This window comes from Acidaminococcus timonensis, from assembly GCF_900106585.1.
Classification (GTDB): Bacteria; Bacillota; Negativicutes; order Acidaminococcales; family Acidaminococcaceae; genus Acidaminococcus; species Acidaminococcus timonensis.
In genome coordinates, this window is sequence record NZ_FNWH01000006.1 from 382,911 (window position 1) to 399,875 (window position 16,965).

At 56.9% G+C, this 16,965-nt stretch carries 12 protein-coding genes and 1 pseudogene; all 13 read left to right on the forward strand.

What is annotated here, in order from left to right; translation table 11 throughout:
- Positions 1-28: 28 nt before the first annotated feature.
- Positions 29-913 carry a radical SAM protein gene (locus tag BQ5462_RS05715; protein WP_083378085.1) on the forward strand — a complete coding sequence of 295 codons (885 nt, stop codon included), beginning with the start codon at positions 29-31 and terminating at the stop codon, positions 911-913.
- 23 nt (positions 914-936) lie between these two features.
- Entirely contained in the window at positions 937-1,815 is an 879-nt protein-coding gene (locus BQ5462_RS05720) for a radical SAM protein (protein WP_071142432.1), read from the forward strand.
- 142 nt (positions 1,816-1,957) lie between these two features.
- Positions 1,958-2,494: a methylated-DNA--[protein]-cysteine S-methyltransferase gene (locus BQ5462_RS05725; protein ID WP_071142433.1), complete on the forward strand. Its 537-nt coding sequence runs from the start codon at positions 1,958-1,960 to the stop codon at positions 2,492-2,494.
- Between the two features lie 80 nt (positions 2,495-2,574).
- Positions 2,575-3,012: an Rrf2 family transcriptional regulator gene (locus tag BQ5462_RS05730; protein ID WP_071142434.1), complete on the forward strand. Its 438-nt coding sequence runs from the start codon at positions 2,575-2,577 to the stop codon at positions 3,010-3,012.
- A 158-nt stretch (positions 3,013-3,170) separates the two neighbouring features.
- Positions 3,171-3,956, forward strand: a complete 786-nt coding sequence (locus BQ5462_RS05735) for a MerR family transcriptional regulator (RefSeq protein WP_071142435.1) — start codon at positions 3,171-3,173, stop codon at positions 3,954-3,956.
- A gap of 105 nt (positions 3,957-4,061) precedes the next feature.
- A complete protein-coding gene (locus BQ5462_RS05740) occupies positions 4,062-4,322 on the forward strand; it encodes a helix-turn-helix domain-containing protein (protein WP_083378087.1) in 261 nt (86 codons plus the stop codon).
- 352 nt (positions 4,323-4,674) lie between these two features.
- The gene (locus tag BQ5462_RS05745; protein WP_071142436.1) at positions 4,675-6,642 is read left to right on the forward strand and encodes an ESPR-type extended signal peptide-containing protein; all 1,968 of its coding nucleotides are present in this window, start codon (positions 4,675-4,677) and stop codon (positions 6,640-6,642) included.
- 65 nt (positions 6,643-6,707) lie between these two features.
- Positions 6,708-6,764 (forward strand): annotated as a pseudogene (locus BQ5462_RS11670) (hypothetical protein); the annotation flags it as partial.
- A 177-nt stretch (positions 6,765-6,941) separates the two neighbouring features.
- Entirely contained in the window at positions 6,942-11,963 is a 5,022-nt protein-coding gene (locus tag BQ5462_RS05750) for an S-layer homology domain-containing protein (RefSeq protein WP_071142437.1), read from the forward strand.
- Positions 11,964-12,184: 221 nt separating this feature from the next.
- The gene (locus BQ5462_RS05760; RefSeq protein WP_071142439.1) at positions 12,185-13,354 is read left to right on the forward strand and encodes a hypothetical protein; all 1,170 of its coding nucleotides are present in this window, start codon (positions 12,185-12,187) and stop codon (positions 13,352-13,354) included.
- A gap of 167 nt (positions 13,355-13,521) precedes the next feature.
- Positions 13,522-14,673 carry a M20 family metallopeptidase gene (locus BQ5462_RS05765; protein ID WP_071142440.1) on the forward strand — a complete coding sequence of 384 codons (1,152 nt, stop codon included), beginning with the start codon at positions 13,522-13,524 and terminating at the stop codon, positions 14,671-14,673.
- 105 nt (positions 14,674-14,778) lie between these two features.
- Positions 14,779-15,360, forward strand: coding sequence for a flavodoxin family protein (locus BQ5462_RS05770; RefSeq protein ID WP_071142441.1), 582 nt, complete (start codon positions 14,779-14,781; stop codon positions 15,358-15,360).
- A 580-nt stretch (positions 15,361-15,940) separates the two neighbouring features.
- A complete protein-coding gene (locus BQ5462_RS05775) occupies positions 15,941-16,867 on the forward strand; it encodes a ketopantoate reductase family protein (protein ID WP_071142442.1) in 927 nt (308 codons plus the stop codon).
- Positions 16,868-16,965: the final 98 nt, after the last annotated feature.

A 16,965-nucleotide genomic window follows, 5' to 3' on the forward strand; every position in this document is an offset into this window, starting at 1 on the left:
TATTGAGAGTATAGAGGAGGAAAAAACAATGCATTTCCATGGTCCGATCATCCGTCCGCCAACTGACGCGGCAAGCTTATTCATCGAAGTCACTGCAGGGTGCAGCCACAACGCCTGCACGTTCTGCAACTTTTATCAAGATACCCCTTTCATGGTGGCGCCCCTGTCCCAGATCGAAGCTGACCTGAAGGAAGCGAAACGGGACTGGCCCGATGCGAAGAACATCTGGGCCTCCGGTGGCAACCCCTTCGTGCTGAGCACGGAAAAACAGATCGAGGTCTGGGACCTGATCAAACGGTATTATCCCGATGCCCGGATCTCCACCTACGCCATCATTTCCGATTTCAAGAACAAGAGCGTGGAGGACATCAAGAAGATCAAGGAACACGGCCTGGACGAAATCATGATTGGCATCGAAACCGGCGACGACGAAGTGCTGCGGTTCGTGAACAAGGGCTACACCGCCGCCGACATCCTGGAAGCTGGCCGGAAGATGGACGAAGCCGGTATCACGTACCGGATGATCTACCTGGGCGGCCTGGCCGGCAAGGGTAAACTGGTGGAAAGCGCCAAACGGTCTGCCAAAATCTTCAACCAGATCCATCCCTATTACATGATGCTGACCAACGTATCCGTCCTGCCGGGAACGAAGCTGTTCGAACAGATGCAGGCCGGTCAGTGGGTCGAAGCCTCTGAAAAGGAACGGATCGAAGAAATCCGCACCCTGCTGAATGAACTGCAGATCCCCATTACCGTGAACTCCGGGACCTCCACCTCCACGGTGCGGTTCGAAGTGAAACTGCCGGAAGAACGGCAGGAAATCCTGGCCCAGCTGGATGGGGTACTGGATAAGTTCGATGACAAGACGGAAAACGCCCTGAGAAGATGGAGACACAGCCAGAGAGCCGTGTAAATAGAAAGGAAGAGGATATAATCATGCATTTTGCCAGTAACGTCGTACGGCCTCCCTACGAGGCACGGAGTGCCTATCTGCAGGTGACCAGCGGTTGCAGCCACAACGCCTGCCGGTTCTGTACCTATTACAAGGATGCGCCCTTTGCGGTATCCCCTGAAGAGGAAATCGTGGAAGACCTGAAGGAAATGGCCAGTTACGGGGTAGCCTTCCCCCGCATCTGGCTCCAGGGCGCCGACCCGTTCCTGTTGAGCTTTGACCGGCTGAAACGGATTGCCGAACTGATCCACGAATACCTGCCCTTTGTGCAGACCATAGGGGGTTATGGCCGGGTGGACAGCCTGCGGAACAAGAACGTGGAACAACTGAAGAAACTGAAAGAACTGGGTTACAGCGGCATCGTGTTCGGGGTGGAATCCGGGGACGACAAGATCCTGACCTATATGAACAAGGGTTACCACGCCGATGAGATCGTGCCCCAGCTGTCCAAACTGGACCGGGCCGGCATGGCCTATGAGGTGATTTTCCTCAGCGGCTTGGGCGGCAAGGGCTACGGCCTGGACCACGCCAAAAAGACGGCGGCTGTGTTCAATCAGCTCCATCCCGACCGGATCATCATCGCCGGCCTGACCATCTTCCCGGACACGCCCCTGATGAAAGACGTGCGCAGCGGCGAGTTCCAGGAAGCCACCGAAGGAGAACGGATTCTGGAACTGAAGGAATTTTTGAAAGACCTGAACATCGACACCCTGATCGACGCCACCAATGCGTCCATCATCACGGCCATCTACGGACCCATCCCGGCCCAGAAACAGGCCATGATCGACCGGCTGCAGAAGATTTACGATGTATACGGCGAAACGGGGCTGCGGAGACAGAGAGATTCCTTAGGTAGGATCTGAGGATCATTGCAACGCGGTCTGCGGAAGCAACGCCAGGAGAGTGTGTACGCATGCATCTACCCACGTCTGGAACCGCTATCCATGACCTCCTAAAATATGCTATAATAAAACGAAAGAATGTTTACATAAAGGCGGGATAGCAATGGAAGTCTTTGATACCTACGAATCCCCCCTGGGAACCGTCATCCTGACGGCGGACGACCAGGGGCTGACCCGGCTGTACTTTCAGGGGGCACCCGATGCTCCGGAAGGGCTGGAAAACCAGCTGCCCAAGGCCCAGGATGACGAATTCATCCAGGAAGGCAAGCACTGGCTGCATGGTTATTTCGAAGGTCGGCATCTGGGCTGGCGGCCGCCCCTGCACCTGAAAGGCTCTGAATTCCAGAACCAGGTCTGGAAAGCCCTGCTGACCATCCCCTACGGCCAAACGGTCAGCTATGGAGACGTGGCCAAAGAAGTGGCCAGGGAGCGTCATATGGAAAAAATGTCTGCCCGGGCGGTGGGCGGCGCCGTAGGCAGCAATCCGGTGTGCCTGATCGTACCCTGCCATCGGGTGGTGGGAGCCGGGGGCAGCCTGACCGGGTACGGCGGCGGCCTGCAACGGAAAGTGAAGCTGCTGGAGCTGGAAGGGGTGGACACAAGCCGGTTCACCCTGCCGAAGAAAAGCCGGTTTTTGTAATTGATGTAATTTAGATTTTGACAACTAACTTTTAGCCTGCTATACTACATTATAAGAACACCAAAAAAAGAGAACCAACCATGCAGGTATCGACGAAATTCACCATTGCTATCCACATCTTGGCGGCAACGGAATATTTTGGCAAAGACTATAAAGTGACCAGCGACTTTCTGGCCGGCAGCATCGGGTGTAACCCGGTGATTGTGCGGAATCTGATGAAACAGTTGCGGGAGGCCGGGCTCATCGCCGTGCGCCGGGGCCCCGGGGGTATCCAGATCACCCGGCCCCTGGACCAGATTACGTTCTACGACGTGTACGAGGCGGTGGAGACCAGCAAGGACGAGATGTTCCATTTCCACGAGAACCCCAACCCCCAGTGCCCGGTGGGGAGGAACATCCATGCGGCCCTGGACGACAAGCTCCGGGACATCCAGAAACAGTTCGAAGACGATCTGCGGCAGCACAACCTGGGAGAGGTAGTAGGGGACCTGGAAAAGGCCATACAAAAAGAAGCGTGAAATTTTTCACGTTCCTTTTTTGTATGCAGGGGCTTGCATCCGTTCCTGGAGCGACTGGCATATTATTTAAGGTTTGTTGTATAATTATTATAAAATAGTTTTACACAGCTCTTGAATCCATTTCCCTTCATTCTATTATCTTTATAAAGGTGATGCTCATGATCAACAACAAACTCACCATTGGCCAGATGGCTAAAATCAACCATACAACGGTTTCCACCCTGCGCCTGTACGAGCGTCTGGGACTGCTGGTACCTGCCACCATCAATCCGGAAAACGGCTACCGGTATTACGATATGGAGCAGAGCGCCGTGTTCCACACCATCCAGACCTGCACGCTCCTGGGACTGAGCCTGAAAGAGATAGAGAGCCTGGTCGAAACGAACAGCTTCAGCATGATCGATAAAATGTACCATGAAAAGCTGGAACAGGTGAAAGCCCAGATCCAGCAGCTTTCCCTGCAGCGCCATATGCTCTACAAAGCCCTGAATGGGCTGGAACGGTATCTGAGTCTGCCTCCGGAAGGTACGTTCACATTGCAGTTCCTCCATTCGGAGTATGTGTATTCGGAACCTGCCGACCGGGATTATTTCCATGAAGATTTCGGCAGTTACCTGTATGGTATATCGTTGTTATACGACCATCTGGAAAGCATCCATATTCCGGCCCGCTATCAGTTCTTTACCGGTTTCACCATGGGAATGGCCAATTTCTTGGAGCATCGGTACCATGCTTCCCAACTGGAAGCCTATGTGGATGAAATCTATGGAGAACGGCCCCAGGTGCTGAAACGGAAGGGACGGCTCTGCTTCTGTACGTATGTGGATGATTTTGCCAAACTGGATGGAGCACTGGAGGCCATGGCCGACCATTGCCGGAAAAACCATCTGCAGGTGGACGGCGATTTGATTTGCCGGCTCCTGAGTAAACATTGCCAGGGATGATTTCCGGCGGCCACAGCCCTTTCTGCGGCTGCAGATCCCCGTGCTGGTGGAACCCCAGCAGAAATCGGTCAATGAGCAGCCCAAAGGACGGGAGGAGGAAGTGCAATGACAGATTTTCCTGTTTCGGAGAAGCCGCAGAAAAATCAGGTCCTTACTCCCTGGGCCCGGAGGCTGAGGTACCTGCGTAAAATCAACAACCTTTCCCAGCAGCAGGTGGCCGATGTGCTCCACTGCACCCAGGTTTCCTACGGGATGTACGAACTGGATAAGCGCATGATCCCTCTGGATAAACTGATCCAGATGGCCGATTTTTACCACACTACACTGGATTATCTGGCGGGGAGGACTGATAAGCCCGGCGAGTAAGCTACCGGATAACCCAGACGCGGGATATGCACCCATCTGCTTTGTCAACGCGGGATTGAGTCCGCGGCATGTACGCTTTAGTACTATGCCACGAACTCAATTCCGCGTTTTCGCGTATCTGACTCCTTCTTGTGTGCAGGGAAGTGTTCCAGGTGTCACATCATTGCTTTTTAAAGTATTTTTATGTCGGAATAATGCAACTTTCATCTTTTATTCACTTTATTCTGATGGTATAATGACAGCTGTATCTACAATCAATTACTTGCGACTATTCATATAAAACGGTTTGCTTGCTAGTGGTTGGGTAGCGGTCAGCCGGGTATTTTACTTCGCAAAAGGGGAGAGCGACAACATGAATAAAATCTATAAAGTGATTTACAGCAAGGTGCGCCACTGCTATGTAGTGGTTTCGGAAATTGCCCGAAACCAGGGAAAGGCTCATTCCAGCCATACCAGTCTGGCAGGAGGAACCTGTGTCCTGGCTCTGATCCTGGGCTTCCTGCTGGGAGCACCAGGGACGGTGCAGGCGGCGGATTCTGTGAACCTGTACCATGGCGCTTCCGCTTATTACGATGACAAAGGCAACCTGACCATCGGCGATGCGAAGACTGTGGCCGAAGGGAAAAATCAGAATGGCCGGAACAACACCACCATCGGCACCCAGACCGATACCCTGCGGAATGTGACGGAGGGCGATACGAAAAAGGATGGCCAGCCTTTGGATGACGACAGCAACACCATATTGGTGGACGGGGAAGGCAAGGCCCATGACTTGAATCTTTCCACCGAGGCCGGCGGCTCCACGGCCGTGGGCTACCAGAACAAGGCAGAAGGGGACGATTCCACGGCCATCGGCAATAACGCCAAAATTACCAACAAACCGGTAACCTACTACGTGGACGCCGACGGCAAGAAGACCGCATCTGCAGACAATGCCGCCTGGTACAAGGATACCAGCGGCAAGCCGACGAAAGTGCCCCAGGTCTTCCGGGATGCTGCCGGCAAGACTACCACTACGCCCCAGTACATCCATACCTATACGGAAAAAGACCCGGATACCAAGGAAGAAGTGACAAAGACAGAAATCACCAGCGATGCCACGAAGGCCGACAAGGACAGCGGGGGAAATCCGGTATACAATTACAGAAAAGAGGACAACACGGACAAACTCTATTCCGTCACCCTCTATCAGGCTGCCAGCAACTCCATTGCCGCCGGTACCCATGTCACTGCCAAGGGCAGCAATGCCGTAGCCGTGGGCTACAACTCCAGTGCCGACAATTCTGCCGTGGCCATCGGCGATACGGCTACTGCCAAAGAAAATGCCGTGGCCATGGGTAAAGATACCAAAGCGACGGCAGAAGGCTCCATCGCCCTGGGCAAAGGCTCCGAGGCCACCCGGGATGGGGGCGTCGCCGGCTGGGATCCCAAGACCGGCACGGCCTCTACGAAGAGCGACGTGGCCTGGAAGTCCGGGGAAGGGGCCCTTTCCATTGGCAATGGCGGTGCCAGCCGTCAGATTACCAACGTGGCCGCCGGCAGTGAAGACAGCGACGCCGTGAACCTGGCCCAGCTGAAAGAAGCCATGACCCATTACTACAGCGTCAAGACCACATCTGATACTGATGCAGCCGGAGGCAACAACTACCTGAACGACGGCGCCACCGGCAACAATGCCCTGGCCGCCGGGGTCAGTGCTGTGGCAACAGGAGATAATGCCACGGCCGTGGGTACAAATACCTATGCTTCCGGTACGAACGCTTCTGCGTATGGATACCGGGCTGTGGCCAGCGGTTCGGGCAGTGTGGCCATCGGTTCCGGGACCAGCGCCCAGCAGGAAGGCTCTGTGGCTATAGGAGGTCATACCCAAGGATCTCATGCGGTGCAGGTAGGGACAGATTCCACAGCCCAAAGTGCTTATTCGGTAGCTGTTGGTGGTCATGCTAAAGGAGAATATTCTGTAGAAGTTGGGTACGGATCCACTGCCCAGGGATCTTATTCCACTTCTATAGGCGGCCATGCTATCGGAAAGAATTCCATTGCCATCGGTAGAGATAGCAATCCTGCCAGTGCTGGAGGGGATAACTCCATTGCCATCGGAGGCCACACCAACAGCACCAACGATATTGCCATCGGGGCCGGTTCCTCGACCAGCGGCGGTCAGGCCATCACCGTAGGCGGTTCGGCCACGGGCGGGCAGGCAGTTTCCGTAGGCGGTGTTGCCGGAAGTTTTCAGGCCACGGCCGTAGGCAGTGGTTCTGCAGCTACAGGTTCCCAGAGTACGGCTGTGGGTGGCCACGCTGGTAATCTACTGCAGTAGGCCAGGGGGCCAATGCTACCTATGCCTATACCACGGCGGTAGGCAACAACTCGACGGCTTCAGGAGACCATTCCACGGCCCTGGGCTATGGGACTTCTGCCCAGGGAAGTAATACTACGGCCATTGGCGGGGCCAATGCCAATGGGACGAATTTAACGGTTATTGGGAATAATTCTACGGCCAGTGCTTCTGATTACTGGGACAATATTTCTAATTCCACTGCCATCGGCGGCGCCCACATCAGTGCCAGCGATGCGGCAGCCATCGGTTCCAATGCTACTGTGAATGGACAATACGGTGTGGCTTTGGGCCACAATTCCAATGTATCCTATGCAAGTACCGGCGTAGGGGAAGGGACCAAAGCCTCCAATACGGGCACGGCTGTAGGCTATGGGTCCCAGTCTTCCGGCTATCAATCTGCTGCGGTTGGGGCTGGTTCCCAAGCTACGGGACAAAATGCAGTCTCTTTGGGCGGGGGCGGAGCCTGGGGTGATTACAGCATTGCCCTGGGATCTGGCGCCGGGACCAATGCTCACGCCATTGCTCTGGGCCAGAACAGCGGGGCCTGGGGAGAAAACGCCATTGCCATCGGGGAAGGAACCAATGCCTGGCGGGCCAATTCCATTGTATTGGGAAAAAATTCCAAATCCGGTGCTGATAAAAATATAGAAGGCTATGATCCGCGGACCGGGGTGGCTTCTATGGACGATACATCAACCTGGTATTCCACGGATGAAGCTGTTTCCATCGGCCGGGCAGAAGAACGGAATGACGAGGGTAATATCACAGTCTCCGCCATTACCCGTCAGCTGAACAATCTGGCTGCTGGTACTCTCGATACGGATGCTGTCAACGTGGCCCAGCTGAAAGCCGCTACCCAGAAGGTCAATATGCATGACTACAGCGTCTGGTCTCCTGATACGGAAACAGATACCAACTACACCAATGGAGGCGCTGTAGCCAAGAATTCCATGGCAGCTGGGGTCAGCGCATCTACAACGGAGGATGCGGAAAACGCCGTAGCCATCGGCTATGGCGCCCAGGCGGAAGGTTATGGCGCCACGGTCATCGGCCAGTATGGCAAAGCCACCGGCCGCTATGCCCTGGCCTTTGGCGGTCAGCAGACCGATACCACCGCCGAGCAGGCCGACAATGTGGCCAGCGGGGATAATGCCCTGTCCTTCGGCGAACGGACCACGGCGTCCGGTACGAACGCTACTGCTTTTGGCCAGGAAACAAAAGCTTTGGAAAAACGGGCAACGGCCTTTGGACAGAGAACCCAGGCCACCCAGTCCAATGCCACGGCTTTCGGCATCGATACCACGGCTTCCGGGCAGAATGCTACGGTCTTTGGCAATCTGACCCAGGCAACCGCGATCGGCGCCACGGCTTTTGGCAACAAGAATCAGGCCACCGGCCAGTATGCCACGGCCTGGGGCGGCGGGGATAAAGTCATCTCCAATGAGGATGGTACTACAACGAAAATCGGTACTGTAGCCAGCGGCACCTATGCCACCGCCTTTGGGGAACGGACCACCGCCAGCGGAGAAAGTGCCACGGCCTTCGGCAGCGATTCCACGGCCAGTGGGAAAAATTCCCTGGCTTTCGGGGAAAACTCCACGGCTGCGGCAGAAAATTCATTGGCTGCTTTGGGCGGCACAGTCGCAGCGTCGGCCACCAATGCCGCCGCCATCGGCAGCGGTGCTAAGGCGACCCTGGAGGACAGTGTAGCTCTGGGCAGCGGGGCAGTGGCAGACCGCAAGAGCGGAGCCAAGGGCTATGATCTGCTGACGAAGGGAGATACCACCAATACGACTGCGGCGTGGGTTTCCAATGCCAATGCCATCGCTGTCGGAAACGGCAGCACCCTGACCCGTCAGATTACCGGCGTAGCAGCAGGCTCCCAGGATACAGATGCCGTCAACGTCGCCCAGCTCAAAGCAGCGGGCTTCAAGGTCACCACCCAGAACGATGGCAGTATTTCCAGCTCCATCCTCAACGGCGATACCCTGGATTTTGAAGGCAGGGACAACGCCATTGTCTCCACGTCCAAGGACAGCAAGACCATTACTGTGGCCGTCAGCAAGACTCCGACCTTTGACAGTGCTGTCTTCTACAATCCCAATCCATCCGCAGGACAGAACAACGAAAAAGTGACCATTGCCAATGGACAGGTCACCGCCGGTACTGCCCAGATCGGCAGGGCTCCGGCTGATACGCTGAAGCTCACTGAAAATGGCAAAGAAACGGAAAAGGCAGCTCCCGCCGGCAGCTATGTGACAGGCCTTTCCAACAAGGACTGGAATACCACGAATCCGTCCTACGTCAGCGGCCGGGCGGCTACGGAAGACCAGCTGGCCAAGGTCAGCGAAGCCATTGGCAATGCCACCACTGCCGCCGGCAAGCGCACCGTGGTCACAGTCAACGACAAGTTCAACCCCGCCGAAGCTACTCCAAGCGCCACGGCCGGTGCATACGGTGACTATGATTCCAACGGCGGCAACCTGATGATTGCAGCCAAGAAAGACAGCGATGGCGTGCTGACCTACAACATCAAGCTCAACGACCAGTTGGCTATCGGCCAGAAGGGCGAGCCGGGTGTGGCCGGTAAAGACGGCAAGGACGGTAAAGTCACTGTGGAAACCAAGGGCGGCACCACCGTTGTCATCGGCCATGATGGCGAGCCGGGCAAAGATGGCAAAGACGGTCTCTTCGTCACCGGTAAGGATGGCGCAGACGGTGTTTCCGTCACCGGCCCGAACGGCGCTGACGGAACTGACGGCAAAGTTGGCATTTCCGGAACGGACGGCAAAGATGCGGTTTCGATTGCTGGCAAGGACGGCGTGGGCCATATCGGCCTGACCGGTCCGAAAGGTGAGAAGGGCAAGGATGGCATCTCCATCGACATCACGACGGATCTCAAGTCGGCTACGCTGGATGATGGCAAGAATGTCAAGACAGTCATCAAAGACAAGGAAGGCAAAGAAACGACCATCGAGCAGGCTCCGCGCATCCAGTACCAGAGTGATGGCAAAAACTACGAAGTGGCTACCATGGACGATGGCCTGAAGTTCGTGGGCAATGACGGCAAAGAAGTCAGCAAGAAGCTCAATTCGACTCTGTCGCTTACGGGCGGCATCACCGATGGGGATGCACTGAAAAAGGCATCCAGCAAGAATCTGGGCGTCCGCAGCAATGAAAAGGGCGATGGCCTGGAAATCGTCATGACCGATACGCCGGACTTTACCAAAGTCACGGTGGGCGAAGGAAATGACACGACCGGGAAAATCACCATCGGGAAGCAGACCGTTACCGGCAAGAAATCGGATGGCAGTGACGGAGCAGCCCAGACCGGCAACTACATCACCGGCTTGGACAACAAGGCCTGGGACAAAGACAATGTGGTGGAAAACCGTGCCGCTACGGAAGGCCAGCTGAAGGACGCCATCCAGCAGATTTCCGGTAAGGCACAGGGCGGTTTCGGCCTGGCAGATGAAACGGGTAACACCGTGAAGCAAGACCTGGGCGGTACCATTGCCGTCAAGGGCGATGGAAAGAACATCCAGACGAAAGTCAAGGACGGTGGTCTGGAAATTTCCCTGAACAAAGATGTGGACCTGGGGACCGATGGCAGTGTGAAAGCCGGGAACACCACCATCGATCAAGATGGAGTGGATACCAACCAGGTGAAAGTGGGTGGTATCACCATTACGGACCAGGGCATCAACGGCGGGGCCAAGCAGATCACCAACATCGCCAGCGGCATCGACGGCAACCAGTATAAAACTGCCGGCGACAACAACGCCGCCAGCATCGGAGATGTGAAGCAGCTGGCCCAGCAGGAAGCTCAGGCTTCTGAGGCCAGGAGCGGCAAGAACATCACCGTGAAAGACCATACGGTGAACCTGAATGATGATATCAACTTAGGCAATGATCCCACCAAACAGGTCACTGTCAAAGGCTCTGAAGGTCAGGTGACCATCGGTTCCGGAGACAAGCCCCTGACCCTGGGCCAGCAGGCCAATGGGGCTGGGGACAAGAACCCGGCCACCGGCAACTTCCTGAACGGCCTGGACAACAGGAACTGGGATGGTGAACACATCCAGAACGGCCGGGCCGCCACGGAAGACCAGCTGAAGACCGTCAGCGACAAGGTGAAGAGCGGCCGGGTCTTCCAGGGTGATGATGGCCAGAAGGTCACCGTAGGCCTGGGCGATACCTTGAAGATCCAGGGCGGTGCCAAAGATGTGAGCAGTGATAACAATATTGGCATCGTCAAAGGTGCCGCTGATACGCTGCAGGTCCGTCTGGCCAAGGACCTGACCGGCCTCAACAGCGTCACCACGGGCAACACGACTATTAACAACGGTGGCCTCACCATCAAAACCGGCGATGCCAACCGCACCATTACCGTGCAGGACGGCAACGTCAACATGGGCGGCAATACCATCAGCGGCGTGGCGCCCGGAAAGGTATCTCCTGATTCCACGGAGGCCGTGAACGGCAGCCAGCTCTATGCCCGGGATCAGGCCATCGGCAAACTGGGCAATACGGTTAACCATCTGGATAACAAGATCAACCGGGCCGGTGCCGGTGCGGCCGCTTTGGCAGCCCTCCATCCCCAGGACTTCGATCCGGATGACAAATGGGATTTTGCCGCTGGGTACGGCAACTACCATGGAGCCAGTGCAGCGGCCATCGGGGCCTTCTACCGGCCTACGGAAGATGTGATGGTCAGTGTGGGCGGCAGCATGGGCGGCGGTGAGAACATGGTGAATGCCGGCGTCACCTTCAAGCTGGGCCAGCACAACCATGTGTCCAACAGCCGGGTGGCCATGGCCAAGGAAATCCGGGATCTGAAAGCCACCGTGGGCCAGCTGACCCAGATGGTGAATCAGCTGACCGGCAATGGCGGCGGCAGGACCCTGCCCCTGCGGAAAGGGGATACCCTGTTCCCGGATGTACCTAAGAACCACTGGGCCTACGACTATGTGACCAAACTGGCTCAGGCCGGGCTGCTGGAAGGGTACCCGGACGGAGAATTCAAGGGGAACCGGATGATGACCCGCTACGAATTCGCCACCCTGGTGTACCGGGCCATTATGGGCGGTGCGGCAGCCGATCCCAAACTGAACCAGGGAGGGACCCTGGACAGACTGGTGGATGAATTTGGCGACGAACTGCAATATATCCGCATTGTGGTCATCGATCGGGATAAGGACGGAAAGCCCACCATTGAGCGGGTGCGGACGGTGGAAGATGACCGGAAGCACCACCATGGGAAAGAAAGAGAGCAGCAGCCTCTGGAGCAGGGACTGTGAGCCACAAAGGAAAAGAGGGAGGTGTGAAAAAATGCTTTTTCACACCCCGTCACGAGTCACTAGTTACTGGCCGATGGAAGTCAGCTGACGCTAGCGAAATAAAGGCGCTGTGGATGATTTTTTCACAGCGCCTTTTTCTTGCAAGAGGCTTCGCCATGGAGTATAATGACTTTATTGTGACTTTATCGTAGTAAAGAAGAAAAGAAGCGAGGGAAAGTGTTATGGGGAGTATTGGAGCATTAACCGTTTTGTTCTGCATTTATGCGGTCAGTGAACTGATTGCAGTGAAGACCCGGGCCATTTTATCCACGGTGCTGGGGATTTCGGTGATCCTGCTGGCCGGGTTCTGGTCGGGGATCCTGCCCAGGACCATCATGAAGGATGCCCAGGTGTCGGGCATCGGCATGGCAGTGGTGGGCATGCTGATCGTGGCCCTGGGCACCACCATCGACTTTGCGGAACTGAAACGGGAATGGAAAGTGGTGGTTACGTCCGTGCTGTGCGTGGTGTTTGCCGTGGCGGCCATCATCCTGGTGGGGCAGTTTGTCATGGATCCCAAGATCGCCGTTGCCGGTTCCCCCATATTCGCCGGGGGCAACGCCGCCACGCTGATCATGCTGGCTGCTGCCAGAGAAAAGGGGCTGGAGTATGTGGGCACCTTCTGCCTGGTGCTCCTGGTGACCCAGAAATTCTTCGGGATTCCCATTGCTTCTGTGGCTCTGCGCCGTCTGGCACGGCAGCTGCGGCAGGATGATGCCTTTGTGGGCACCTACTGCGCCGCCGGGGAGGAAGCCGCGGAACTGGCCAAAAAGAAGCCTGTGCGGCTGCCCTCCCTGTTCGACAAGCCTTCCGTGTATCTGGCCAAGCTGGGCCTGGTGGCCACGCTGGCTTTCTATGCAGCCAGGCTGACCCACGGCCACATCCACTATCTGGTCATGTGCCTGATCCTGGGGGTGATTTTCTATGCCCTGGGGTTCCTGGACAGGGGCATCCTGGGCAAGACCCAGTCCAGCGGGCTGATCATCTTCTTCGTGACCATCGTGATCTTCTCCAACCTGGGAGCCACCACGCCCCGGCAGGTGGTATCTGTGCTGCCGCCGCTGCTCTGGTCGGCGGTTCTGGGCGTGGCCGGGCTGTGTGTGGCGGCGGCCCTGTGCAGCAGGGTGTTTAAAATGCCCTTCACCCTGGCGGTGTCCCTGGGCATCACCTGCACCTTCGGGTTCCCCACCACCATGCTGATTTCCCAGGAAGTGGCCAGCGCCATGGGGGAAACGGAAGACCAGCGGAAAGCCCTGGAAAACTACCTGCTGCCCAAGATGCTGGTGGCCGGCTTCGTCACTGTGACCATCACGTCCGTGGTGCTGGCAGGGTTTGTGGTGAATATTCTGTGATAAAATAAAGAAGTCAGACCGCCCCCTGAAGGGGGCTGAAAGATGTCAGATGCCAGCTAGTGTAGCGATAAGCCCTACTACCATTCTGCTTATCGTAATAAGCTGACATCTTTAAGGCCCGAAGGGCCGCTCTGATTTCTGACATCTCAACAAAGGAGCGCAGCGTCATGCAAAATCTCATCCATCAATACATTTCTGATCACCGTCAGGCCATGCTGGACCTCTGGAAGGAAATCGTCAATACGGAAAGCGGGACCCGGCAGCTGGACGGGGTGAACGCCGTGGGGGCCATCCTCACCCGTGAACTGGAACAGGCCGGGGCCGTGGTGCATCGGGTACCGGTGAAAAATGCCGGGGAAATGATCGTGGGCGATTGGAATTGGGAGGCCGGCGGGGCGCCCGTGGTATTCATGGGCCATATGGACACGGTGTTCCCGGCGGGGGAAGCGGAACGCAATCCTTTTCGAATCGATGGGGAAGGGTTTGCCCACGGTCCCGGCGTCACAGATATGAAGGCCGGGCTGGTGATCGGGGTGTATGCCCTGAAGGCACTGGCAGCCTGCGGCTGGAAAAAGCGTCCCATCCGGTTCATCGGGGTGCCCGACGAGGAAAATCTGCATATGCTTTCCAACGCCAAGGAGCTGATTCCCCGGGAGGCCCAGGGAGCCCTGGCCGCCTTCAACTTTGAACCGGGGCCCCTGGATGACAGCCTGGTGATCGGGCGCTACGGCGGCGGTCCGGTTTCCATTACGGTCCATGGGGTGGCGGCTCACTCCGGCAGCGCACCGGAAAAGGGCCGGTCGGCCATCCTGGAAGCCGCTCACAAGATCCTGGCCCTGGAGGCGGCCAATGACATTCCCCGGGGCAAGCTGATCAACTGCGGGGCCATCGAAGGGGGCATCGGGGAGAACACCGTCCCGGCCTGTTGCAGGATCCGCATCGGTATCCGCTACAAAAATGAAGCCATCGGCAAAGAGATCTATGACTTGCTGGACCAGGTGGTGGCTGCCCATACGGTGCCTGACACCACGGCGGAACTGGATGTGAGCCGGGTGATGCACTGCATGGAGACCACCGACGGGGTGCGGAAACTGTACGAGCATGTGGCAGCCACGGCAGAAAAACTGGGGTACCACCGTCCGGAAGGCATCCAGGTGGGCGGACTGTCCGATGCAGGCCTTCTGGTGGCAGCGGGCATCCCCACCCTGTGCGGCATGGGGGTACGGGGCGAAGGGTCCCATACACCCGGGGAACGGGCGGAAGTGGAATCCCTGTTCCAGCGTTGCGAACTGGCAGCCTGTGCAGCAGCGGAGTTGTAGGATTTGTGTCCCCCTCCCCTTTCAGGGGAGGACAACGAGTGCTTGACATCCTGTGCTACAATAGAAATGTAGCAAAAAAAAATACAATTCAAAGGAGCTTTACCCATGAAAGTATTGTTGTTGAACGGCAGCCGCCGGGAAAAAGGCTGCACCTATACGGCTCTGTCCCTGGTGGCCAAAGAGCTGGAAGCCGCGGGTATCGACACGGAAATCATCTACATCGGCCTGAATACAGTGAACGGCAAACTGGACGCTCTGGTGAAGGACGTGGCCGCCAAAATGAAAGAGGCCGATGGCCTGGTGGTAGGGTCTCCGGTGTATTATGCATCTCCCACCGGTGAGATCCAGGTGTTCCTGGATCGGTTCGCCGGTGTGGCCGGCGCCGATCTGCGTCACAAACCGGCTGCTGCCATTGCTTCTGCCCGGAGAGCCGGCACCAGCACCACCCTGGATGTGCTGAACAAGTATCTGATGTACAACGAAATGCCCGTTGTTTCCAGCAACTACTGGAACATGGTCCATGGCAACACGCCGGAAGAAGTGCTGCAGGACAAAGAAGGGGTCCAGATCATGGAAACCCTGGGCAGGAACATGGCCTGGCTGCTGAAGAGCATCGAAGCCGGTAAAAAAGCGGGGGTAGCAGAACCGGCCAAACCGGTGAAAGTCATGACGAATTTCATCCGGTAAAAAAGAAGGGGCTGTGAATGATCACAGTCCTTTTTTGGTGGGAACCCACCACCATTGCGCTGACGCGCAACGGTCCCCCGCCCTTGGAAAGGGCGGATATGCCGGGGGAGAGAATCATTGAAATTGGGACCGGAAATAGCGAAGAGTGAAGTTTTGTGTCCCCCGTGACGGAGACGACAAGCAGGAGTCTCCTAGTCCCGTGGAATATTGTGTCCCCCTGAAAGGGGGAAGGGGCCCGCCTTTGGCGGGTAGGGGGTTTTTAGTAGCGTCTTACGATAACAGAGGAAACTTTGAACGGATGGTGGGGGACTTCGATCGTTTGTACGACGAAGGCGAGAGTGTAGTGCTGGACCTATCCACCGTGCATACGCACGGTCCCCCTTCCCTTCCAGGGAAGGACAAAAACATTGTGTCCCCCGCGACGGAGACGACGAGCAGGAGTCTCCTAGTCCTTTGGAAAAGGGGGAAAGGACCCGCAGGGGGTCTTACACCCGATCTTGGACCCATCCACCGTCCATATGGACGGTCCCCCTTCCCTTTCAGGGAAGGACATAAAAAAATGCAGGAGGACTTGATTCCAATGAAAATCGCAGTGTTCGGCGTCGGGGGGACCGGCGGCGTATTGGGCGGCTATCTGGCCGCCGCGGGGAATGATGTGACGTTCCTGGCCCGGGGACGACACCTGGAAGCCATGCAGCAGAACGGCCTGCGCATCCATACAAAGCATCGGGGCGACATCCTGGTGCGTCCGGTGCAGGCCACCACGGCGGAAGCCTATGACGACACGCCCGACGTGCTGCTGGTGTGTGTGAAATACTACAATTTGGAGGATGCCATTGCCCTGGCCAGACGGGTAGCCGGCCCCGATACCCTGGTGGTGCCCGTACTGAACGTTTTCGGCACCGGCGGTGTCATGCAGAAACAGCTGCCGGATACCACGGTACTGGATGGCTGTATGTACGTGTTCGCCCGCATCGGTGGTCCGGGCATCATCGAACAGCCCCAGAAGACCCTGCGTTGCTTCTTCGGCTTCCGGCCGGGACAGGAGGAACGACTGGCGCCCAAGGCTCGGGAACTGGAACAGCGGATGCAGGAGACGGGCATCCAGGCCCATTTCACGGACCAGATCCAGCGGGACGCCCTGGTGAAGTTCAGCTTTGTGTCGCCCATGGGAGCGGCCGGGCTGTACCTGGATGCGGTCAGCGACGATTTCCAGAAACCGGGGGAGGCCCGGGACCTGTTCGTGGGCCTGGTGAAGGAAGTTATCGCTTTGGGGACGGCTATGGGCATCACCTTCGAGAATGACCTGCTGGAAAAAGACCTGCAGCTCATGGACGGTTCGGAAAAGGGCATGACCACCTCCATGCAGCGGGACGTGGCGAAAGGCGGCAAATCGGAATTCGCCGGCCTGGTGACCCGCATTGCAGAAATGGGGAAGGAGTACGGCGTCCCCACGCCTCTGTACGACAAAATTGCAGCCTGGGGCCGGGAGCGAGGAATCCGATAAAAGAAGGCAGAGCGCTGGCACGGCTCGCTTTGAGATGCCAGATGTCAGACGGGTAAGGCGGACCAGAGACCCATTTAGAAAACAAATCGTAAACAATC